Below are 21888 nucleotides of genomic sequence, written 5' to 3'. Positions count from 1 at the left end.
TGCTTATAACTTTCTTAAAGTAACCTGATTGAATAATGCGATAATTTCTTCCGGTTCATCTGCCGACTTGAGAGCCTCCTCAAAAGACTTGCTGTTATCATCGAAACACATCACATTGGCGCAATCCAGAATATGACCCATGTTGAATGTAGCAACTTCCCGGCTCACCTCTTCTTTCTTCAATGCCTTCTTATAATATTTATTCACCTTATTAACCGCCTTGTAAATAGAAGGCTTCAAAATTTCGACCGAAGAATCCGTAAATCCGATTGTTACATCATACTCATGCGTATAATTCTGGATGAAAGTATTCCATTTTCCGGTAATGTCACTCCCCAGATAATGTTCCGCTTCAAACACTGGTTTGGTAGTCGGGATTTCTCCATACACGTCGAATATAAACGCCGCTTTCGGCTTTTTGCCTACGGGAGTAGCTTCTTTTTCGTTTTTGGAAATATGGTCTTTTCCGGAGATATTCTCGTTCATGGCGAGCTCTCCTTTTTGCGCCATTGCTGCCATCGTTATAACTAACACAACAGCCATACTGATTATTCTTTTCATATTCATTGAATTTTAAAGATTGATTGAAATGATGATTATTGCCGCAATCTTGGTGACCGACACATTCATTTATTGCTGCCACATCAGTCGGATATGGAAGTCATCGCCTCCCATGTTCGCTTTAGCCGCTTGATAATTCTTCAGATTAGTACGCTGCAGAGCAGATGGATATTTAAAGCGTTTCGGCATTTTGTTATTAGCATTTGCGATGCCGGGCCCCACAGGTAACACAGGAAAACCGGTACGGTTATATTCAAACCACTGCTGATAATCGCAGAAGAACAGTGCGACAAACTTCTGGTTCATGATTCGTTCCAGCGTATCATCATAAGCAGCTTCCGGATTTTCAAAATAATGGTCAGGCATTTTCTGTCCCCACTGTTCGATAGCCGCCTGCACTCCCTTCTGATAAGCCTCTTTGGCAGCGCTACTTCCTCCGTCGATCACTCCTTTTTTCAGTAATTCCGCTTTGATGAATTCCACTTCGGCATAAGGCATCATGGCAAGTTTCATAGGTGCCTTCGCCATTTCCTGATTCAGTCCCGAAGCAGTGATTGAAGGCAACGTCTGATAACCGCTGGGCAAACCCACATAATCTTTAGTCTGGTCGGGGAGAGTGACCTGTGTTGCATACACCTGCAGACGGGGATCGTTCCAACCTTTCAGCAGATTAACAAAGAACTCTGAAATCTGAACATAAGAAGTGAAATCCTGTGGACGGGTGAGCGGAGCTTCCTCCGGATAAGTTCCGCTGATGGCAAGCAGGGCAGCATCATCGTTCGATTCGAATACCGGGTAAGTGGCGGGATCGGTCAGCATGGTACGCAGCTCCTGTTTCGCGTTGAATTCCGGCACGTCGATCACCCGGAGCAGTGCACGCAGACGGAGCGAGTTGCAGAACTTCTTCCATTTCAAAATACCGGTTGCATCCCCTTTGGACGTCTTGTACAACATTTCGCCCGATTGGTTGTAGATCAACCCGTTAGCTTTGTCGAACAACTCGTTAGCTGTTTTCAGATTGTCGATAATCTGTTGGTACACCTGCTGCTGGGTGTCGAACTTCGGTGCAAGTATTCCCTCGTCGGCGGAGCAGGCTTCGCTCATCGGAATATCACCGAAGGCATCCGTCAGAATCTGGTATAGCCAACATTGCAAAGTCAGCGATATAGCATCGTAGTTGGGTTGTTTGGAGGCTTCCGGCAATTTTCCGGTGAGGCGCATCATCTCTTTGGCGTTGTTGATCCATTTATAATAAGTAGTCCATGTGCCGTCTCCTTCGCTGTCCGTCATATACCACCATCCCACACCGTTGGTGCTGCTGGTAGATACGGCACATTGCATCAGGTCGTAGGTATAGCTGTTGTAGCGTTTCCAGTTGTAGACCGATGTTTCGTATAAAATCGGGTTGAGCAGCGTGCCGGGATTCACCTCATCCATGCGGGTGGGGTCTGTATTGAGTTCGTCGAAGCTGGTGCAGGAAGTCGTGCAGAGAGCTCCGCACAAAGTCATTCCCCATACTATATTTTTGAAAAGTTTATTGGTTTTCATAAGTCAGTGTTTAAAAAGATACGTTAATATTCAGTCCGAAAGTGCGTGCCGTAGGCAGTGAGCCCGTCTCCACACCGGTCACCATCGAACTTCCGTTGAGGGCGGCAGATTCGGGGTCGAACAGAGGATAGTCGGTGATACAGAACAGGTTGCGTGCGTAGAGTGCCACCGATGCTTTGCTGAACGGTGTTTTCTTCAGTGTGCTGTTCGGCAACTTGTACTCCAGTCTCATTTCGCGCAACTTGAGGAATGAAGTGTCGAACGTGTTAGTTTCCACATTGGCCATCCGGTAATATTCCTTATAATAACTTTCCACAGTCACCACTTTGGTGTTTGGCGAGTAAGTTCCGTCATCGTTTTTCACCGTTCCCGGAGCAATCATGTACATCCCGTCTTGTGGTGAAAGTCCGGCGGCAGCGATGCGCGGGTCGTCTTTCGACATATAAAATTCCGTTCCCGGCAGACGTCCGTTCAGGGTATGTTGCAGTTTTCCCTGTTCCGTCATTTTGTGGTGCGAGTGCGAGTACATTTTACCTCCCACCTGTCCGTCGAGCAGGACGCTAAGCGTGAAGTTCTTGTAAGAAAATTCATTGTACAGTCCGGCTTTCCATTTCGGATAGGCCGTGCCGACGTATTCAATCTCTCCCGAACGTTCGGGCAATCCGTTGTCGTTGATGACCACATTTCCTTCCGGGTCGCGTACCAGTTTATATCCCCAGAGATCGCCCGTAGTTCCACCCACACGTCCGATGATAGACACACTACCGATACTGCTGATTAACTGGTTCTCATCCGCCCCTTCCGCCAGTGAGAGAATCCGGTTCTCGTTCTTAGACCAGGTGAAAGTAGCGTTCCATCGGAAATCCCTGCTGACTACCGGAGTAACGTCCAACTGGATTTCGTAACCGCGGTTGCGGACGCATCCCGAATTGATGGTAGCTTTGCTGTAACCTGTGGTCGGGTCCATCGGAGCATCCAGAATCTGGTTTTTGGTGCGGTTATAATAGAACGTGAAATCGAGTCCGATGCGGTTGTGAAACATACGGAAGTCGAATCCTGTTTCGTAATTGGTCGAAATCTCCGGTTTGAAATCCTGATTATAGAGCGTAGAAGATACGATGGCCGATCCGGGGAAATCGCTTGTGCCATAATAGGGCGATGTCTTGTAAGGGTCTGTGTCGTTGCCGACCTGTGCCAGCGAACCTCTCACTTTCAACAGACTGATCTGTTCCGGCAACGTGAACCACTCGTTCATCACTGCACTGACGCTGACCGACGGATAGAAGAAAGAACGGTTGCTTTTCGGCAGGGTAGACGACCAGTCATTGCGCCCGGTGACATCGAGAAACAGTTTATCCTTATACGAGAAATTGGCCGTGAAATAAAGACTGTTCAGCGCTTTCTTTTTGATAACCGTCTGCACGTTCGGGTTGGAAACACCGTTTGCCAGTTTGTATACTCCCGGCGTAATCAATCCTACCACCGAGGCAGCCAACATATCGTAGCTTTGTTGCATCATGTTTCCACCTGCCGAAGCGTTGACACGCAATCCGTTGGCGAATGAATCATGGTAAGTAAATAAAGCATCGCTGTTTAATTCATAATCGAACACATTCTGCTTCTTGAAAAACCCGTTTCCGAAAACCACGTCACTGATAGGACGATGCTGTTCGCGTTGGTCTGCTGACAACTGGATACCGGACCGGATCATGAAATCGAATTTACTGTTGATGCGCAGATTGGCAGAAATGGATGATACATTACTGTGTTTCTCCGAAGGATTTTCAGATTCGTATAGAATGACATACGGGTTTCCGATAAAGGAACTGTACGGTTGGAGCTGTTTCACATTTTCCTGTCCGGTACGCCACATCGGACGCAACCAGTCGAGGTTGACATTCGGATTCTGGAAGATAAGGAAGTAGGAGATAGAGTTACTGTTATATCCCAGTGCAGGCGTGTTGTTGAGCTTGCGGTACGTATAACTCGACTTGAAATTAATGCGCAGTGCCCTCGAAATCTGCTGTTGGGCGGAAACCATGGCGGTGATACGCTGGAAACCTGTATTGGGGAGAATCCATTCGTTCTTAGTGTGGGTGATGGACGCCCGTACGCTGCCCCGGTCGGATTTTCCGGTCAAGGCTACCGAGTTGGTCAGGGTGTATCCTGTCTGGAACAAATCTTTGCGGTTGTTTTTGTACGCTACCCAAGGGGTGGCAACAGAAGCGCGTCCCTGCGTTACGGGGTCATATTGGTAGAACAACCTGTTGGCGTCGAAACGTGCTCCGTAAGCGCTACTGGTTCCGCTAGTGCTTGCGTAACTGCCGTCTTCCGCTTTCCCGTAAGAGTAATAGGGCTGGCCTTCGTAGATAGAACCTGCCGGACCGATATTACTCGGCAATCCCTGTCCGAATTCATACTGGTAATCGGGCCATCTCATCACATCGTCAATACTGAAGTTACCGCTGTAAGACACACCGATACCTTTGGGTGCACCCGCTCCCGATTTGGTAGTCACCATAATCACGCCATTGGCTGCACGCGTACCGTACAAGGCTGTCGCACTGGCCCCTTTTAATACTTGGATGCTTTCGATATCATCCGGATTGATGTCGGAGAATCCGTTACCATAGTCCACGGAAAGTTCGCTGTTTGAACCTGCACCGTAGGCAACACCCGGATTGGTCATCGGACTACTCATCGGTACACCGTCCACTACCACCAATGCGTTGTTTCCGTTCTGGTTCAGCGAGACGTCCCCCCGCAGCGAGATACGGCTCGAATTAAGCGGACCACCGGAAGAGATAACACTCAATCCGGCTACCTTGCCGTTCAGTGCCGTCGACCAGTTGGTGGGCAGGGCACTCGTAATCATATCCCCTTTCACGGTTTCCGTGGCATATCCCAATCCTTTTTCTTCACGTTTGATCCCCAGGGCAGTCACCACCACATCATTCAGTTGTTGCGACTCTTCCGCCAGTTTTACGTTCATCGTATTGCCTGCATAGTTCTTCTGTAGCGTTTTATATCCCACATAACTGAATACAAGCAAATCCTTTTGAGTCAATGTTTTCTTAGTCTTCAGGGAGTAGTTTCCGTCGATGTCGGTCACCGTGCCGTCTGTCGAGTTTTTCACAGCTACGGTAGCCCCGATTAACGGTTCCCCGCCTTCACTCGTTATTTTTCCTTTCACTGTTGTCTGTGCGTATGCAGAGCCACAGCACAAGAGCCCAATTGACAGAGAAAGCAGCCATTTGTTTCTTTTCATAATCTTTTACCTTGCTTCTTTTAATTTATTAAATGCAATAAAGTTATTCACACCCGTGTTTTTGTTTCACGGTGCAAAGGAATGCAAGGCAGATTAAGATAGTATTACAGATCTGTTAACAATCTGTGTTGTGCGATAAATACAAATTAATAAAATAAATGGAGGCACGGATTACACGGTTTTAGTTAATAAAAGAACCGCGTAATCCGTGCCTAATAATCTAATAATAAAAGATTATTTTACTTGATTAGATAGAATACTTACTCTGATACTCTTTCGGCGACATCCCCTCGTGCCGTTTGAAGTACCTTCCTAAATACGACTGATCGGGAAAACCAAGTCGGTCGGCTATTTCCTGAATCGTCAGTCCGGTGGATTGAAGCAACACTTTTATCTCCAGGATGGCAAAGTCGTCGATAATCTTTTTGGCAGCCTCGCCCGTCACGCTTTTGCAGATACCTGTCAGGTATTTGGTGGAGATACACAGTTTGCTGGCGTAGAAAGTCACTTCCCGTTGTGAGATACAGTTTTCATGTACCAGTGCGATGAAATTCTTAAAGATTTCATCCTGCCGGCTTCCTCCTTCGATTTCCTGTCGGTCGAAGTAGCGGTAACACTTATCATAAATATCCAGCATAAACGACTGGAGATGATTTTTTGCGATCTGGTTGCGGAAACGGTTTTCACGATCGTTGTATATAGCTGTTGTGGCACGCATTAACCCGTTGATTGCTCCTGTGCTTTCATCCTTGAGTGTATAGCACGGTTTTTCTTTGATGAACCGGAAGAAGATCGGCTCGAAACGGAGGCAGGCTTCGCGAAACATTTCTTTGGGAAATCCGAAGAAAGAAGCTGTGAAATCGCTGCTGTTGCCATTGATGCGGATAATCGTTCCCGGCAAGAGCACGATTTGAGTGTTTTCTACTATTTCATAGTCTTTCAGGTCGATTGTGACGTGTGCCCATCCGCTTCTGCAAAAATAGATGGCACCCCCTTCCAGTTTCCACAGGCGTTGCATAATTGGAGACAGGTTTTCGTCCATTCCGGCAACGAACGGTTCATGAAGTATGGCTAGGCTAGAGTTTTTTGATTCCATTGTTGTTCTTATTTTGGGTACAAAAATAGGACTTTTTCACTAAATATCGGTTTTAATGTTCCTAAAATGAACAAAACTGAAGATGCTAAGTCCAGTTTCCTATGAAGAAAACAGTCTACCTTTGCCGCGTTCAAAAATAGTTAAATAGGTAACAGAAAATGAGTAAAAAGGTATGTAAAGTGAAGCAAGGGCTATTGTTGCTCTGCTGTATGGTAGCTGCTACGGGCTGTAAACAAGCTCCTCCGGCACAAATGGAAACAGAATACGAAGTGATGACCGTTTCTCCGGCCGACCGGATGATTTCAAGCGCCTACTCGGCGACCATCCGCGGACGTCAGGATATTGATATTTACCCCCAGGTAAGTGGTACGCTGACTAAAGTCTGTGTAACGGAAGGGCAGCGTGTAAAGAACGGACAGACATTGTTCATCATCGACCAAGTGCCGTATGAAGCTGCTTTGCAGACGGCAGTGGCAAACGTTGAATCGGCCAAAGCCTCTCTGGCTACAGCGCAACTGACGTATGACAGTAAAGAGGAACTGTATAAAGAGAACGTAATTTCCTCTTTCGATTTGAGTACGGCAAAAAACTCCCTGTTGGCTGCCAAAGCACAGTTGGCACAGGCCAAGGCGCAGGAAGTGAGTGCCCGCAATAATCTTTCTTATACGGTTGTGAAAAGTCCGGCCGACGGAGTGGTAGGCACGTTGCCTTACCGTGTAGGAGCTTTGGTTAGTTCCGCTCTTGCCCAGCCGTTGACTACCGTTTCCGACAATTCGGATATGTACGTCTACTTCTCCATGACGGAAAACCAATTACTGGGACTGATCCGCCAATACGGTTCTAAAGAGGAAGCATTGAAAAATATGCCTGCTATCGACCTGCAACTGAACGATAAGTCAGCCTACTCCGAACGGGGACAGATTGAATCTATCAGCGGAGTGATCGACCGTTCGACGGGTACGGTCAGCCTGCGTGCAGTTTTCCCGAACAAGGAAGGATTGCTGCATAGCGGTGGTGCGGGTAATGTGATTGTTCCTGTTCAAAAAACAGCTGCGCTGACCATTCCACAGGCTGCCACTTTCGAAATACAAGATAAGAGATATGTCTATAAGGTAGTGGACGGCAAGGCTCAATCCAGCCAGGTACAAGTGACCCGTGTCAATGGCGGTCGGGAATTTATTGTAGATGAAGGATTGGCACCGGGCGATGTGATCGTGGCAGAAGGAGTAGGTTTGCTTCGTGAAGGCACTCCGGTCAAGGCAAAGGCTGATCAAACTCCAGTGGCAGGAGTGACAAATGCTAATCAATCCTCATCAACAGAGACAACAACGAAGTCTCCGGCAACTACTACTGAAAATTAAACCAAGGAGGAATCATTCATGAATTTAAGAACCTTTATAGAACGCCCCGTATTATCGGCAGTCATCTCTATCACGATTGTCGTAGTGGGTATCATCGGGCTGTTCAGCTTGCCCGTTGAGCAGTATCCCGATATTGCTCCGCCTACCATTATGGTGAGTACCACCTATTATGGCGCCAGTGCGGAAACATTGCAGAAGAGTGTTATTGCGCCTTTGGAAGAGGCGATCAACGGAGTGGAAGACATGACCTACATGACTTCCTCCGCCACCAATTCCGGTTCGGTGAGCATCACCGTCTATTTTAAGCAGGGCACAGACCCCGATATGGCGGCTGTCAACGTGCAGAACCGTGTATCACGTGCTACGGGACAACTTCCGGCGGAGGTAACCCAGGTCGGTGTGACCACTTCCAAGCGTCAGACGAGTATTCTGCAGATGTTCTCATTGTATAGTCCGGACGACAGTTACGACGAGAACTTCCTGTCCAACTATATCAGCATCAACCTGAAACTGCAGATTCTTCGTATCTCCGGTGTGGGCGACCTGATGATTATGGGCGGTGAATATAGTATGCGTGTATGGATGAAACCGGACGTGATGGCACAGTACAAACTGATTCCGTCCGATATCACCGGTGTGCTTGCCGAGCAGAATATCGAATCGGCTACCGGTTCGTTCGGTGAAAATTCCGATGAGACTTATCAGTATACGATGAAGTACACCGGACGTCTCATTACTCCCGAAGAATTCGGGGATATCGTCATCCGTTCCACCGACAATGGCGAAGTCTTGAAACTGAAAGACGTTGCCGATATCCAACTGGGACAGGACAGCTACGCTTACCACGGTGGTATGGACGGTCATCCGGGGGTATCCTGTATGGTGTTCCAGACGGCAGGTTCCAATGCGACCGAAGTAAACCAGAATATCGACAAACTCCTCGAAGAGGCAAGTAAAGACCTTCCGAAAGGCGTGGAACTGACGCAGATGATGAGCTCCAACGACTTCCTGTTCGCTTCCATTCATGAGGTGGTGAAAACGTTGATCGAGGCTATCATTCTGGTTATCCTTGTGGTGTACGTCTTCTTGCAGGACTTCCGTTCTACATTGATTCCGCTGGTCGGAATTGTGGTTTCCCTGGTGGGTACGTTTGCTTTCATGGCGATAGCCGGATTCAGTATCAACCTGCTGACCCTGTTTGCGCTAGTGCTCGTTATCGGTACGGTGGTGGATGATGCCATTATTGTCGTCGAGGCGGTGCAGGCGCGGTTCGATGTGGGCTACAGGTCGTCATATATGGCAAGTATCGACGCTATGAAAGGTATCAGTAATGCCGTTATCACCTCTTCGCTGGTATTTATGGCGGTGTTCATTCCGGTGTCTTTCATGGGCGGCACTTCCGGTACGTTCTATACCCAGTTCGGTTTGACGATGGCGGTTGCGGTAGGTATCTCCGCTATTAACGCGTTGACTTTGAGTCCGGCTTTGTGTGCATTGCTGCTGAAACCTTATATTAATGAAGACGGAACGCAGAAGAACAACTTTGCGGCACGTTTCCGTAAGGCTTTCAATTCGGCTTTCGATGTGATGGTGGATAAATATAAGACGATTGTATTGTTCTTTATCAAGCGCAGATGGTTGACATGGTCGTTGCTGGCTTGTTCCGTGGTATTGCTTGTGTTACTGATGAATAACACGAAGACCAGTCTGGTACCCGACGAAGATCAGGGTGTTATTTTCGTGAATGTAAGTACGGCGGCAGGCAGTTCGCTGACAACGACGGATAAGGTGATGGAACGTATCGAAAAACGCCTGATAGAAATACCTCAACTGAAACACGTGCAGAAAGTGGCCGGTTACGGATTGTTGGCAGGACAGGGTAGTTCGTTCGGTATGTTGATTCTCAAACTGAAACCGTGGGACGAACGTTCGGGTGATGAGGACAATGTGCAGTCGGTGATCGGTCAGGTATATGCGCGTACGGCTGATATCAAGGATGCCAGTGTGTTCGCCATCTCCCCGGGTATGATTCCGGGTTACGGTATGGGTAATGCGCTCGAACTCCACATGCAGGATAAGATGGGCGGTGATATGAACGAGTTCTTCACCACCACCCAGCAATACTTGGGAGCTTTGAACCAGCGGCCTGAAATATCGATGGCTTATTCGACGTTCGACGTTCGCTATCCGCAGTGGACGGTAGAGGTGGATGCAGCTAAATGTAAGCGTGCAGGTATCACGCCCGACGCTGTATTGAGTACGCTGTCCGGTTATTACGGTGGACAGTATGTGTCCAATTTCAACCGTTTCTCTAAAGTGTACCGTGTCATGATTCAGGCCGATCCGGTGTTCCGTTTGGACGAAACTTCCCTCGATAATGCTTTTGTGCGTATGTCGAATGGAGAGATGGCGCCGTTGAGCCAGTTCGTTACGCTGACCCGTAGCTACGGTGCGGAATCGTTGAGCCGTTTCAATATGTATAACTCCATTGCGGTAAATGCGATGCCGGCCGACGGATATAGTACGGGAGACGCCATCAAGGCTGTGCAGGAAACTGCCGAACAGTCTCTTCCGAAAGGCTATGGCTATGATTACGGAGGTATCACCCGTGAGGAAAACCAGCAGAGCGGTACGACGATCATTATTTTCGGTATCTGCTTCCTGATGATTTACCTTATTTTGAGTGCGCTTTATGAGAGCTTCATTATTCCGTTCGCTGTTCTTTTGAGTGTGCCTTGCGGATTGATGGGTAGCTTCCTTTTCGCCTGGATGTTCGGACTGGAGAATAATATTTATCTGCAAACAGGTTTGATTATGTTGATCGGTCTGCTGGCGAAGACGGCTATTTTGCTGACGGAATATGCTGCCGAACGTCGTAAAGCAGGTATGGGGCTGATTGCTTCTGCGGTCAGTGCGGCTAAAGCCCGTCTGCGTCCGATTCTGATGACGGCATTGACGATGATTTTCGGTCTGTTCCCGTTGATGATGTCAAGTGGAGTGGGAGCCAACGGTAACCGTTCATTGGGTACGGGTGTAGTAGGTGGTATGACCATCGGTACGTTGGCGTTGCTCTTCATCGTGCCTACTTTGTTTATTGCTTTCCAGTGGTTGCAGGAACGTTTGCGTCCCGTGCAGAGCGTCCCGACGCATGACTGGCAGATTGAAGAAGAAATCAAAGTGAGCGAGGAAGAAAAATCTAAAGCTGGAAAAGAATAATTGATGATTAAAGGTTTTAGACCTGAATTAAAATAAGAACTAATGAGAAAAATAATCATTCTGTCCGCAGCAACGCTTATATTGAGTAGTTGCGGTATCTACAATAAATACAAACCGGTATCGGAAGTTCCCGAAGGACTTTACGGCAGCGAGTCTGTTGCTGCCACCGATACGGCAAACTTCGGTAACCTCTCGTGGCGGGAGGTCTTTACCGACCCTTATCTGCAGAATTTGGTGGATTCGGCACTCTTGCGCAACACCGATATGCAGACTGCCCATTTGCGTGTGAAAGAAGCGGAAGCCACGCTGCTGACGTCCAAACTGTCTTATCTGCCTTCTTTGTTTCTGGCACCGGAAGGAGCTGCCAGCAGCTTTGACCGTGGAAAGGCTACACAAACTTATTCGCTGCCCGTGACTGCTTCGTGGGAACTGGATATTTTTGGAAAGGTGACAACAGCAAAGCGTCGTGCGAAAGCTGCCTACGAACAGAGCAAGGAATATGAACAGGCTGTCAAGACGCAGTTGGTAGCATCCGTTGCCAATACGTATTACACCTTGCTGATGCTCGATTCGCAGTATGAGATAGCTGTGGCTACCGAAGCTGCCTGGAAAGAAAGTGTGAATGCTACCCGTGCCATGAAAAAGGCCGGGATGGTGAATGAGGCCGGACTGGCGCAGACGGAGGCTACCTACTTCAATATATGTACCACTGTGCTCGACCTGAAAGAGCAAATCAATCAGGCGGAAAATTCACTGGCACTTTTACTGGCAGAAACTCCTCACAAAATACAGCGTGGCAAATTGGGAAATCAACAGTTGCCGGAAAACTTCTCCGTGGGTGTTCCCTTACAGATGCTTGCCAATCGTTCTGACGTGCGTAGTGCAGAATTTTCGTTGGCACAGGCTTTCTATACCACGAATGCCGCCCGTGCCGCTTTCTATCCTTCCATCACGTTGAGCGGCAGCGCAGGATGGACCAACAGTGCAGGGAGCATGATTGTCAACCCGGGTAAGTTCCTGGCCTCCGCCGTGGCTTCCCTGACGCAGCCTTTGTTTAATAAAGGAGCGAATATTGCCCAACTGAAAATAGCGAAAGCCCAACAGGAGGAAGCCCGCCTTAGTTTCGAACAGACCTTGCTGAACGCAGGCGTGGAAGTGAACGAGGCATTGGTGCAGTACCAGACTGCCCGCGAGAAAGCCGACTATTACAACAAGCAGGTGGCTTCTCTGCAAACAGCAGCCAAGAGCACAAGCCTGTTGATGAAACATGGCAACACCACTTATCTGGAAGTATTGACCGCCCAACAGACGTTGCTCAACGCGCAACTGTCACAAGTAGCGAACCGCTTTACCGAAATCCAAGGCGTAATCACTTTGTATCAGGCATTGGGCGGCGGCCGTATGTAGGGAGGTATGTATGAATCCAGAAACACTGCGTTGCCGGATACTCGACTACACCAAGCGGGAAATGTACCAGCATGGTGCCGACGGGTTGACGATGGATGATATAGCCAGGGGAATGAAGATGTCGAAGCGGACACTCTACAAGCTCTTTCCCAGCAAAACGAGTCTGTTCCGTGTCTGTCTTTCTGATTTTGCCAACGGAATCAGAAGCCGGATACAGCAAAAACAGATACGGATGGACAGCTCGTGCATGGAGGTACTTTTCATCACAGTGGATGGCTATCTCACCCTGCTTCATTCGCTGGGGAAGAAGTTGCTGATGGATATTGCTGCCGACAGGGAATACCGTGCTGCTTTCGAGCGGGAGGAGGCTTTCTGGTTGCAGCAGTTGATTGATGTTTTGACGCATTGTAAGATTTGTGGTTATCTGCTTCCCGGAGTCGATCCCGACCGTTTTGCACCGGATTTGCAGGAGGTCATCTACCAGAGTAGCTTGCAAGGTACCCCGTACTTAGTGCAGCGTATGTTGAACTATACGCTTCTGCGGGGGCTTTTTAAGATGGACGGTATCCGTTATATTGACGAACACCTGAAACCTGATAATTTGAATGTTTGTGTATGAAGAGAAAGAGGTGGACTACCCTGCAAAGGGAGCTCACCTCTTTTTATTTTCTTCGTTCGTAAACGGTTGGTTACAAGATAGTGCCTTTATGAATCCGATTACTTTATAATCCTTCGATTATGCTTAAAGGTAAATCGGTACATTCGGCGATAGACTCATTGTCTATCCCTTTGGCTTTCATGTTCCGGGCTATTTTCAGCTGGGTTTCTTGTGCACCTTTTTGTTCAGCTGCATCCATTGTCACCAAATAATCTCGGTACACTTTGACGCTATTGTCGTATCGCTCCCTGTCTTCCGGAGACATAGAAGCCACATCAGCGATATCTTCCAATTTCTCGAAGACAGCTTTTCGTGCCTTGAACGGCATGCGTTTTAAAGTTTCCATATTATTTAATATATAAATCCAACGTTCAAAATTCGTTTCGCATTCCTCTTCGTTTTTGTTGAAGAGAGGGAGAGCGATAAAGATTTCCCGGAACTTATCCGAGAAGAGTTCTCCTGTTTCCCTGTCACTTAGAATAACATCCGTGCGGAGTTTTATGTTCTTGTCGATAATGAAATTCATCAAGAAAACTCCGTATACGGCTTTTATTTCAAACTTCCATTCATTGCCTACCCTTCCTTGATTGATGATGGCACGCGATAAATAATAAATCGAGCGTTCTTTGAAGTTGCTTTGCATACGGTTCTGCATTTCAACGATGATTTTTTCGCCTGTGTCCGTGGTGCAATATACATCATAGATAATACCTCGTCCTTCCGGATAGAGCGGCAATTGCTCATTATTCAAAAACTGTAAGTCCGTTATCACTCGTTCACCTTCGAGCAGGTCGTTCAGAAATTCGATTAGTAAATCCTTAGACACTTCTCTGCCGAATATTAGTTTGAATCCGTAGTCGGTGAACGGATTGATAAATTTACTCATTGTTTTGGGTCGCTTCTTTTTATGTTTTGCAAAGAGACGTTTCTCTTTATACATAAAAAAGAGGCTTTTTCTTCGTACTACAAAGGTACGATAATTCTTGGTTTTCCATCCCTTTTGCAGTAAAAATAAAAAGGTTCCTTGTTTATAGGCAGACTTTTCCGCTTTATCTTCCCCTGATTAGCTTTTTCAGTGTCCCGTTGTAGGTGTTTTCAAATTCCGTCGGATGATTGAGTGCCCAAAGAATGTAATCACCCGGTTCATTCTTTTTGAGTAGGGTAGGGCGGTATTGGGAACTAAGAATTTTCCATAAAATACCGCCGGGGCCTCCCAATTCTTTACGTCGGGCAAGGGCGACAATCGCTTTTACGGTCTGTTCGTTCCGGATGCCGATAGTTTGCATATTAAGTAGAAGTATAGCTTCCGAGCCTCCTCCCGCTTGCATCCCTTCCGAAACCGTTTCTTTTCCAATCGATTTATCCAAAGACAAACCCTCTACAACGACAGGCGAAGCCTGAAAAACGCTGTTTGACGGAACGGGCGGCATGCTCCTCTCATTCTCCTTTCCGTCTTTTCCTTCCCTCTCTGTCTCTATGTCTTTTTTTATTTCAGGTTTGATTTCATTTTCCATATTCCTTTCCTGTTTACCTTTGATATCTGTATCCGTTTCTTCTTTTGTTTGTGGCATTGTTGTAGCAAATTCATGGGGTTTTGTAACATCTTTGCCGGAGTCATCCGTATTTTCCGGTTCTATTTCACTACTCTCCTCCTTGATAATCCAGAAATGTTCCAGGGGTAATTTATATTTTCTCCGGCTGTCGGTGATGATTTTATGATATTGTTCCTGAATCGCCTGTGAAGTCAGTACGCCATACTCCTTATATATAAGATCATCGAACAGCCCCACTGACAGGCAATCATCAATGATGGCCTGCATTTCCTCCTCCCCGCAACACGCTTCCTGGGCGATGTCGAAAAGAGTGTCTTTGTTCCACAAAATATAATAACCTTTTTCTTTATAGATGAGGCAGAGCAGCGAAGTGAGTGCGGCAATCCCTGCCGCGTGGTGGCGACAGGAGATGCGGCGTACTTTTCTGTCCTGCAGAAAATTGACATCGAGGGGGAAATAATCTAATCCGGGTTTGGAAATGCGGGCCATGATGATAAAATGCTGGTTGTAAATGGTTGATTATTACTGAATAAATTCTGCTTTTACATCGAAGCAGGGGCAGGATTTTATATACTCGTCAGGTGAGATAATGCCGTCTCCATTGAGGTCAGGACTGGTGTCCCGATGCCCTATCACCTGCTTCAGAGAAGGGAAGACAAGGCGCAAATCTTCTACCAGCCGGACGAGCGCTTCACGTTGCGCTTCCGTTCGTGTGTCGGCAGGCCGGCCGTTCCTGTCCAATCCGCCAATGTAGCAGATGCCGATAGACCGATGGTTCCAACCTGTACAATGCGCTCCGTCGAGAGCAACATCTCTTCCCGGTTCTATCGTACCGTCGAGACGGATGACGAAATGATAACCGATAGAACGAAAACCACGTTGACGATGCCAGCGGTCGATGTCGGTAGCGGTAAAATCCTGTCCCGCACGAGTGGCGGAACAGTGGATGATGATCGTGTCTTTCATGGAAGAATCCTCCTTTCCTGTTTGCAGACGGCACGTGAGATAACCCCGAACGCAATAGCCTCCTCTTTGGACAGTTGGCGGTAATATTGCTTTGTTACTGAATGGAGCACCGGAGAGAAGGGAGCATCCATCGGCGGCGTTGTCGTTTGATTAGGCATGGTGGGCCGATTAGGTATTGTCGTCCGATTAAGCACTGTGGTCTGGTTAGGCCTTGTCTGAACCATAATAAAAGCATCTCCCCGATGATGTTGCACACGCAAGGCGTGTTGTTTCACGCGGTCCGGATGCTTTAGTTGGAGGATAAGCCAGTTTCGGTGCGCAGGCTTCAGACGTTCCTCTCTGACCATTTCTTTCATAGACGGGTAGGCACGCAATACTTTCCCCGTTGCATCCGTAACGGCGAAAGGTGTTTGATGAGATCCCACTCCCGTACGTCGTAATCCCGTCCGGATGGCGTGCATCATATTGGTGTATGCATCGCACCATTCGAGGTTTGACACGTGGTTGTTCATCGTATTGCCATCGAGGTGGTTAATCTGTGGCAGCTGCTCCGGGTTGGGGATGAATGCTTTGGCAACCAAACGATGAATTTTGTATTCGATACAAACACCTTTATTCGGCAGTATGACAGTTTCGTAACCGGTCCCCATGATTTTGGCACAAAGGATCAACTTTGATCTGCCCTTGAAACTCAATACCCGTCCGTGATCTGAAATCATATAGTCGGGGTTTTCTTCAATAAATCTCCAATTTTCCATACTTGATATTGATAATGTTAATAAAATTATACTCTGTTAAAAAATAATCGTTTTTCTGAATCATGCGGGGAGAAACGGCGTTTCCTCCATCTGTTAAACGGCGCTTTCTGGTGCGGAGAAACGCTGTGGTCTGTATGTGTTAAACGGCGTTTCTTCCTCCTCCTCCGTATGAGGTTCGAGCCGTTCGGCACAATGAATCAGAAACTCCAGTTCTTCCCGGCAGCCTTGAATGGCCTCGTATAGCGAATCTACGTTATACTGTCTGCAAAGCGCCTCCCATTCTTTTCGTTCCTGCCCGTTCATTCCGTTCTTTTGCAGATTCATTTTTACTTGTTGCTGTCTTGCCCGTCCGTTTCGATATCCAGAAAATTTTCAGCGTGAAAGGTGCGCCAGCCTTTGGCTTCGATATCATAGTAGACAACGAACGTATTTTCCGGTTTGGGTAGATACGGACGGTGGAAACTATGTTCATATCCGGTGAGGGTGCCGGTGGCATGTCGGATGGTTCCATCCTGTTTGGTGTAGCGGAAACAGACATTTCCGTGATGCATCTGCCGGATGAGAGCCCCTATCCGGTGAGCCGTGACGAGTGCATCGTGCCGGTTCATACCGTTGTTTTGCCGGATGACGGCAGCTTGCTTCATTAGCTGTACCCGTTGGAAGGAATGATTTTTTTCAGTTTCAGTCATTTTGATTCGTTTTAATGATTTGATTATGGGGACAAAGGTAGAGAGCAGGTAATGCAAAGGCTGTCCAAGCTTGAACCATAATGAAACGTTGAAACTTTTAGTGCAGGAATGCTTTCTCTTTTTTAGCGCAAATCACAGCTTTTGGAACGAGTGATTTCTTTCCTCTTTGGCAGATTTTATTTCATCTATTTTCTTGATAATACCGGTAAGGTAGAAAATGGGTACCCCAAACCCTCTTTCTTTGTGAAAATATGGATGAAAAATATAGAATGTGTCATGCTTGAACATATATGTTAAAATAAGCATTGTACTTTTGTCGTGAATTTTATATGTAAATATTAAATAAAATGTAAAAAAATGACTAAGGTAGAAAGAGAAGTGGTTTTTAACAGTGAAAATGGTCAGAAAGAAATGACCGGTGTACGTCACAGCGACGATGATGTTAAGAAGAAAGTAATTGATTGTGTTTTTAAGTTGGGGCAACTGAATAATATTCCAGAAAAATATGTTGAAAAGAATTCGGATTGTTCGCGTTCGTCCGTGGGGCGTGTGTACAGGTGTAATTTCGACGGTCGGAGTCCTATACCAAATTGGACAACTATCTTTAATTTTTTCTCTTGTGTGATTGGAAAGGCAACGATTATTGTCAATATTCCGGAGGTGTTGTGCTGGATTCTGAAGCTTTTTCTAGGAGATTCTGCGGATGTAGGCTATACAGTTGATGATAGTCATCATATTCGTATAGATATTCAGTTTCATGACGATAAAACACTGTTCCTGGAGACTGGTGAAAAGGAAGGAAAGGTGAAGAAAAAAGATGGAAAATAGAGGAAAGCGGGAGGGGAATTACCAAGTTCTTGATGAACTTGGTACATTATTGATAACGAACTTTCCATCGAGGTCGGTGGTGGTTCCTATAGATGTACCTTTAACTAAAACGGATGCTCCTATGACGGGCTGGTTGTCTTCCTCGGAGAAGACAACGCCCATTACCTTTCTGGAGGTTTGAGCGATTGCCAGGCTAATGCCTGCTAGCAGGCAGGTTAATAACAGCGTTAGTTTTCTTTTCATATAGTTTTTATATAGTAGAATAGTCTGTTTTGCTATCTTACGATTCGCAAAAGTAACCACTTTTTTAGAAAAACAAAGAAAAATATGAAAAAAATATGAATTTGTGCTGTCGATACAAAATACTTGTAGCAAAAGGACTTAAATACAAGATAAGTACATGAAAGGCGGTTTCTTATTTCTTTTTGGTGATTAATAAACGAAAATAAGTATCTTTTTGATAAATAAATGTGGATAAATTCGTAGATAAGATGTTTAATAACACATAATAATCTGCAAATAAATAATTGCAGGTAGAAAAAAGATAGTTTATTGGACAAAGAAAGAAATTCTATCCGTAGTCTCTTATATTAATACCCTAATTGGGGAGACGAGAGTTGCTGCCGGACTTGAAGTTTGCTACATGAAAGATATTTTCTACCTTTTCAGTAAGTAGATAAAAAGCAAAAAAGGACGATTTATTTTGCGTTTCACTTCCTTTTTTGCTTTTCTTATTCCCCTTTCTGTATTTTCTTTTTTATATTTATTAAATATTTTGTGCTCAAGCACTTATGGAAGGAGGGGCAGAAAATGCATGAGTTCATCAAGAACTTTGCAAATCACCTATGTCGGCATGAAGTCGCAGGATGTTCCCATCAAGTCCGGGACCATCAAGGTAATGATGAAATCCGATTCCGAAGTATTACAGGAAGTGGTAGTGACCGGTATGCAGAAAATGGATAAACGTCTTTTTACCGGAGCCACCAAACAATTAAATGCCGATAATGTGAAGCTGGACGGTTTGCCCGACATTAGTCGCGGACTGGAAGGTCGTGCGGCAGGAGTTTCCGTTCAGAATGTTTCGGGCACTTTTGGAACTGCCCCCAAGATTCGTGTGCGTGGAGCCACTTCCATTTACGGAAGTTCCAAACCGTTGTGGGTTGTTGACGGCGTGATTCTGGAAGACGCCATCGACGTAGGTCCCGATGATCTTTCCTCCGGTGATGCCGAGACACTGATTAGTTCCGCCATAGCCGGACTGAATTCCGACGATATCGAGAGTTTCCAAATTTTGAAAGACGGTTCGGCAACCTCCATTTACGGTGCACGTGCGATGGCAGGCGTTATCGTAGTCACCACTAAGAAAGGACGTGCCGGAGTCAGCAAGATCAGTTATACGGGCGAGTTCACCACCCGTGCTATCCCCAGCTACAAAGAATTCAATATCATGAATTCGCAGGAACAGATGGGAATCTACAAAGAAATGGAACAGAAAGGCTGGTTGAACAGTGCCGACCTTTTCCGCACCAGAGACACCGGAGTGTACGGTCGTATGTACCGCCTCATCGACGAATACAACAACAGTAACGGCCAACGCGGACTGCTCAACACCACCGAAGCCCGTAACGCTTACCTCCGCGAAGCGGAAATGCGCAACACTGACTGGTTCGACGTGCTTTTCACCAATGCCGTTTCGCAGAACCATTCCGTCAGCATCACCGCCGGAACGGAAAAATCCTCTTTCTATGCCTCCTTGAGTGCCATGCTCGATCCGGGTTGGTACAAGCAGAGCAAGGTGAAACGCTACACGGCCAATGTGAACACAACCTATAATATATATAAAAATCTGTCGCTCAACCTCATATCCAACGCCTCCTACCGCCAGCAGAACGCGCCGGGAACGATGAACTCCACCCTCGACATCGCATCAGGAAAGATGTCCCGCGGATTCGACATCAACCCTTATTCATACGCGCTCAACACAAGCCGCACACTCGACCCCTCTGTGGACTATATCAGCAACTACGCCCCATTCAATATTCTCCACGAACTCGACAATAACTACATCGAAATCAATATGGTCGATGTGAAATTTCAAGGCGAGATGAAGTGGAAAGTGATTCAGGGACTCGAATTGAGTGCCCTCGGAGCCGTTAGATACCAGACTTCATCGCAGGAACACAACGTGCTCGACGACGCCAATCAGGCAATCGCCTACCGCACCGGTATGGACGACGCCACCATCCGCGAGCAAAACAAATTGCTCTATACCGACCCCGACAACCCATACGCCCTGCCTATCACCCTGCTGCCCGAAGGCGGTATCTACCAGCGTCAGGACCGCCGTATGCTGGGACTCGATTTCCGTGGAACACTCTCATGGAATCATCTTTTCGCCGAAAAGCACATCACCAACTTCTTTGCCGGAATGGAAGTGAACAGCCTTCAAAAAACATATTCCTCTTTCCAAGGCTGGGGAATGCAATATTCGATGGGGGAAATTCCGTCCTACATCTACCAGTTCTTTAAGAACGGCATCGAATCCGGTTCGCGCTATTACAGCCTGGGACACTCCGAAACCCGGAGTATAGCCAGCTTCTTCAACGCCACGTATTCTTACGACGGACGCTACACCCTCAACGGCACTTTCCGCTATGAAGGAACCAACCGCATGGGACGCAGCCGTTCATCCCGCTGGCTACCCACATGGAACCTGTCCGGTGCCTGGAACGTGCATGAAGAATCTTTCTTCAAAGCGCTGCAACCCACCCTTTCCAACCTGACACTGAAAGCCTCATACTCCCTCACCGCCGACCGCGGCCCGGCGGAAGTGACCAACTCGCAAGCCATCATCCGCAGCTTCTCGCCCTACCGCCCCTTTACCGACATTCAGGAAACGGGACTTTATATCGATGACATCGAGAACAGCGAACTCACTTACGAGAAAAAGCATGAGCTGAACATCGGCATCGACCTCGGCCTGCTCGAAAATCGCATCAACTTCTCCGCCGACTGGTACCAGCGTAACAACTACGACCTGATCGGTGTAGTCCCCACACAGGGAGTAGGCGGCGTCATCAACAAATATGCCAACGTAGCCACCATGAAATCTCACGGTGTGGAATTTACGCTCTCCACCCGCAACATCCGCACGAATGATTTTTCATGGAACACAGACTTTATCTTCTCCTATGCCAAGAACGAAGTCACCCAGCTGAAAGGACTCACAAGTATGATGGAACTCGTTTCCGGCAACGGCTTTGCCCGCGAAGGATACCCCGTGCGCGGACTCTTCTCCATCCCTTTTGCGGGACTTGATGAAGACGGTATTCCGCAATACCTCATCGACGGAAAAGTGACTAGCACCAGCATCAACTTCCAGGAACGCGAAAAACTGGATTACCTGAAATACGAAGGTCCTACCGATCCCACCGTCACGGGAAGTTTCGGTAATGTATTCACCTATAAAGGCTTCAAACTAAATGTCTTTATGACTTACTCTTTCGGCAACGTAGTCCGCCTCAACCCGGTGTTCAACTACAAATATTCCGACCTTACCGCCATGCCGCGTGAATTCAAAAACCGCTGGACTGTTTCCGGCGACGAAGCGAGAACGAATATCCCGGTGATACTTAGCGACCCGCAATATAGGACGAATACATCGCTTTATCTTGCCTACAACGCCTACAACTATTCTACGGAGCGCATCGCCAAAGGCGATTTTATCCGCATGAAAGAAATATCACTGATGTATGAGTTCCCGAGAAGCTGGATCGCTCCTGCCAAAATATCCAACCTGTCGCTCAAGTTGCAGGCTACCAACCTCTTCCTGATCTACGCCGACAAGAAGTTGAACGGGCAGGACCCCGAATTTGTGAACACCGGAGGGGTGGCATCCCCCGTTCCGCGTCAGTTTACCCTCACCCTGCGTCTGGGACTGTGATTGTAACCCCCAATAGAGAACCCGAAAAAATATACG

General features: G+C 47.2%; 17 protein-coding genes. 6 read left to right on the top strand and 11 right to left on the bottom strand.

Annotated features, from left to right (window positions below; translation table 11 throughout):
• Positions 1–3: 3 nt before the first annotated feature.
• From KSX81_RS05785 to KSX81_RS05770, 4 genes are all read right to left on the bottom strand, one after another.
• A complete protein-coding gene (locus tag KSX81_RS05785; protein WP_004326049.1) occupies positions 4–561 on the bottom strand; it encodes a hypothetical protein in 558 nt (185 codons plus the stop codon).
• Between the two features lie 69 nt (positions 562–630).
• Positions 631–2109 (bottom strand): SusD/RagB family nutrient-binding outer membrane lipoprotein, encoded by a 1479-nt coding sequence (locus KSX81_RS05780; RefSeq protein WP_004296736.1) that lies wholly within the window; start codon positions 2107–2109, stop codon positions 631–633.
• Positions 2110–2119: 10 nt separating this feature from the next.
• Entirely contained in the window at positions 2120–5377 is a 3258-nt protein-coding gene (locus tag KSX81_RS05775) for a SusC/RagA family TonB-linked outer membrane protein (protein WP_217725605.1), read from the bottom strand.
• A gap of 247 nt (positions 5378–5624) precedes the next feature.
• Complete coding sequence (locus KSX81_RS05770; RefSeq protein ID WP_004296739.1) at positions 5625–6473, bottom strand: helix-turn-helix domain-containing protein; 849 nt, start codon at positions 6471–6473, stop codon at positions 5625–5627.
• Between the two features lie 158 nt (positions 6474–6631).
• Between KSX81_RS05770 and KSX81_RS05765 the strand changes: the two genes are divergently transcribed.
• The 4 genes from KSX81_RS05765 to KSX81_RS05750 are packed head-to-tail and all read left to right on the top strand — an operon-like array spanning position 6632 to position 13076.
• On the top strand, positions 6632–7834 hold the full coding sequence (locus KSX81_RS05765; protein WP_217725606.1) for an efflux RND transporter periplasmic adaptor subunit: 1203 nt from the start codon (positions 6632–6634) through the stop codon (positions 7832–7834).
• An 18-nt stretch (positions 7835–7852) separates the two neighbouring features.
• Entirely contained in the window at positions 7853–11050 is a 3198-nt protein-coding gene (locus KSX81_RS05760) for an efflux RND transporter permease subunit (protein ID WP_217725607.1), read from the top strand.
• Between the two features lie 42 nt (positions 11051–11092).
• A complete protein-coding gene (locus tag KSX81_RS05755) occupies positions 11093–12457 on the top strand; it encodes a TolC family protein (protein ID WP_217725608.1) in 1365 nt (454 codons plus the stop codon).
• Between the two features lie 10 nt (positions 12458–12467).
• Entirely contained in the window at positions 12468–13076 is a 609-nt protein-coding gene (locus tag KSX81_RS05750; protein WP_195358949.1) for a TetR/AcrR family transcriptional regulator, read from the top strand.
• A gap of 103 nt (positions 13077–13179) precedes the next feature.
• On the opposite strand, the gene KSX81_RS05745 is transcribed toward KSX81_RS05750, so the two are convergent.
• The 6 genes from KSX81_RS05745 to KSX81_RS05720 form a co-directional block, all read right to left on the bottom strand.
• Positions 13180–14055, bottom strand: a complete 876-nt coding sequence (locus KSX81_RS05745) for an Rpn family recombination-promoting nuclease/putative transposase (protein WP_004296746.1) — start codon at positions 14053–14055, stop codon at positions 13180–13182.
• 109 nt (positions 14056–14164) lie between these two features.
• Complete coding sequence (locus tag KSX81_RS05740; RefSeq protein ID WP_004296747.1) at positions 14165–15157, bottom strand: DUF4373 domain-containing protein; 993 nt, start codon at positions 15155–15157, stop codon at positions 14165–14167.
• Between the two features lie 33 nt (positions 15158–15190).
• Positions 15191–15634, bottom strand: coding sequence for an N-acetylmuramoyl-L-alanine amidase (locus KSX81_RS05735; protein ID WP_004296748.1), 444 nt, complete (start codon positions 15632–15634; stop codon positions 15191–15193).
• Positions 15631–16392: an HNH endonuclease gene (locus KSX81_RS05730; protein ID WP_004296749.1), complete on the bottom strand. Its 762-nt coding sequence runs from the start codon at positions 16390–16392 to the stop codon at positions 15631–15633. Before KSX81_RS05730 ends, KSX81_RS05735 begins: the two co-directional genes overlap by 4 nt.
• 93 nt (positions 16393–16485) lie before the next feature.
• Entirely contained in the window at positions 16486–16716 is a 231-nt protein-coding gene (locus KSX81_RS05725) for a hypothetical protein (protein WP_004296750.1), read from the bottom strand.
• Between the two features lie 2 nt (positions 16717–16718).
• The gene (locus KSX81_RS05720) at positions 16719–17081 is read right to left on the bottom strand and encodes an SH3 beta-barrel fold-containing protein (RefSeq protein ID WP_004296751.1); all 363 of its coding nucleotides are present in this window, start codon (positions 17079–17081) and stop codon (positions 16719–16721) included.
• A gap of 357 nt (positions 17082–17438) precedes the next feature.
• Between KSX81_RS05720 and KSX81_RS05715 the strand changes: the two genes are divergently transcribed.
• Complete coding sequence (locus tag KSX81_RS05715; RefSeq protein ID WP_004296754.1) at positions 17439–17909, top strand: hypothetical protein; 471 nt, start codon at positions 17439–17441, stop codon at positions 17907–17909.
• 18 nt (positions 17910–17927) lie between these two features.
• On the opposite strand, the gene KSX81_RS05710 is transcribed toward KSX81_RS05715, so the two are convergent.
• On the bottom strand, positions 17928–18152 hold the full coding sequence (locus tag KSX81_RS05710; RefSeq protein WP_004310107.1) for a carboxypeptidase-like regulatory domain-containing protein: 225 nt from the start codon (positions 18150–18152) through the stop codon (positions 17928–17930).
• 571 nt (positions 18153–18723) lie between these two features.
• Here KSX81_RS05710 and KSX81_RS05705 point away from each other — a divergent pair.
• On the top strand, positions 18724–21852 hold the full coding sequence (locus KSX81_RS05705) for a SusC/RagA family TonB-linked outer membrane protein (RefSeq protein ID WP_004326044.1): 3129 nt from the start codon (positions 18724–18726) through the stop codon (positions 21850–21852).
• Positions 21853–21888: the final 36 nt, after the last annotated feature.

The sequence above is a fragment of the Bacteroides sp. MSK.18.37 genome (genome assembly GCF_019129155.2).
GTDB lineage: Bacteria > Bacteroidota > Bacteroidia > Bacteroidales > Bacteroidaceae > Bacteroides > Bacteroides ovatus.
This window is presented reverse-complemented; position numbering and strand designations above follow the sequence as displayed.

Coding starts and splice junctions, on each gene's coding strand:
- KSX81_RS05770 (WP_004296739.1), bottom strand. CDS start 6,473: ATGGAATCAAAAAACTCTAGCCTAGCCATACTTCATGAACCGTTCGTT.
- KSX81_RS05740 (WP_004296747.1), bottom strand. CDS start 15,157: ATGGCCCGCATTTCCAAACCCGGATTAGATTATTTCCCCCTCGATGTC.
- KSX81_RS05745 (WP_004296746.1), bottom strand. CDS start 14,055: ATGTATAAAGAGAAACGTCTCTTTGCAAAACATAAAAAGAAGCGACCC.
- KSX81_RS05760 (WP_217725607.1), top strand. CDS start 7,853: ATGAATTTAAGAACCTTTATAGAACGCCCCGTATTATCGGCAGTCATC.
- KSX81_RS05710 (WP_004310107.1), bottom strand. CDS start 18,152: ATGAAAAGAAAACTAACGCTGTTATTAACCTGCCTGCTAGCAGGCATT.
- KSX81_RS05775 (WP_217725605.1), bottom strand. CDS start 5,377: ATGAAAAGAAACAAATGGCTGCTTTCTCTGTCAATTGGGCTCTTGTGC.
- KSX81_RS05780 (WP_004296736.1), bottom strand. CDS start 2,109: ATGAAAACCAATAAACTTTTCAAAAATATAGTATGGGGAATGACTTTG.
- KSX81_RS05725 (WP_004296750.1), bottom strand. CDS start 16,716: ATGAATCTGCAAAAGAACGGAATGAACGGGCAGGAACGAAAAGAATGG.
- KSX81_RS05720 (WP_004296751.1), bottom strand. CDS start 17,081: ATGACTGAAACTGAAAAAAATCATTCCTTCCAACGGGTACAGCTAATG.
- KSX81_RS05735 (WP_004296748.1), bottom strand. CDS start 15,634: ATGAAAGACACGATCATCATCCACTGTTCCGCCACTCGTGCGGGACAG.
- KSX81_RS05750 (WP_195358949.1), top strand. CDS start 12,468: ATGAATCCAGAAACACTGCGTTGCCGGATACTCGACTACACCAAGCGG.
- KSX81_RS05765 (WP_217725606.1), top strand. CDS start 6,632: ATGAGTAAAAAGGTATGTAAAGTGAAGCAAGGGCTATTGTTGCTCTGC.
- KSX81_RS05755 (WP_217725608.1), top strand. CDS start 11,093: ATGAGAAAAATAATCATTCTGTCCGCAGCAACGCTTATATTGAGTAGT.
- KSX81_RS05715 (WP_004296754.1), top strand. CDS start 17,439: ATGACTAAGGTAGAAAGAGAAGTGGTTTTTAACAGTGAAAATGGTCAG.
- KSX81_RS05730 (WP_004296749.1), bottom strand. CDS start 16,392: ATGGAAAATTGGAGATTTATTGAAGAAAACCCCGACTATATGATTTCA.
- KSX81_RS05785 (WP_004326049.1), bottom strand. CDS start 561: ATGAAAAGAATAATCAGTATGGCTGTTGTGTTAGTTATAACGATGGCA.
- KSX81_RS05705 (WP_004326044.1), top strand. CDS start 18,724: ATGAGTTCATCAAGAACTTTGCAAATCACCTATGTCGGCATGAAGTCG.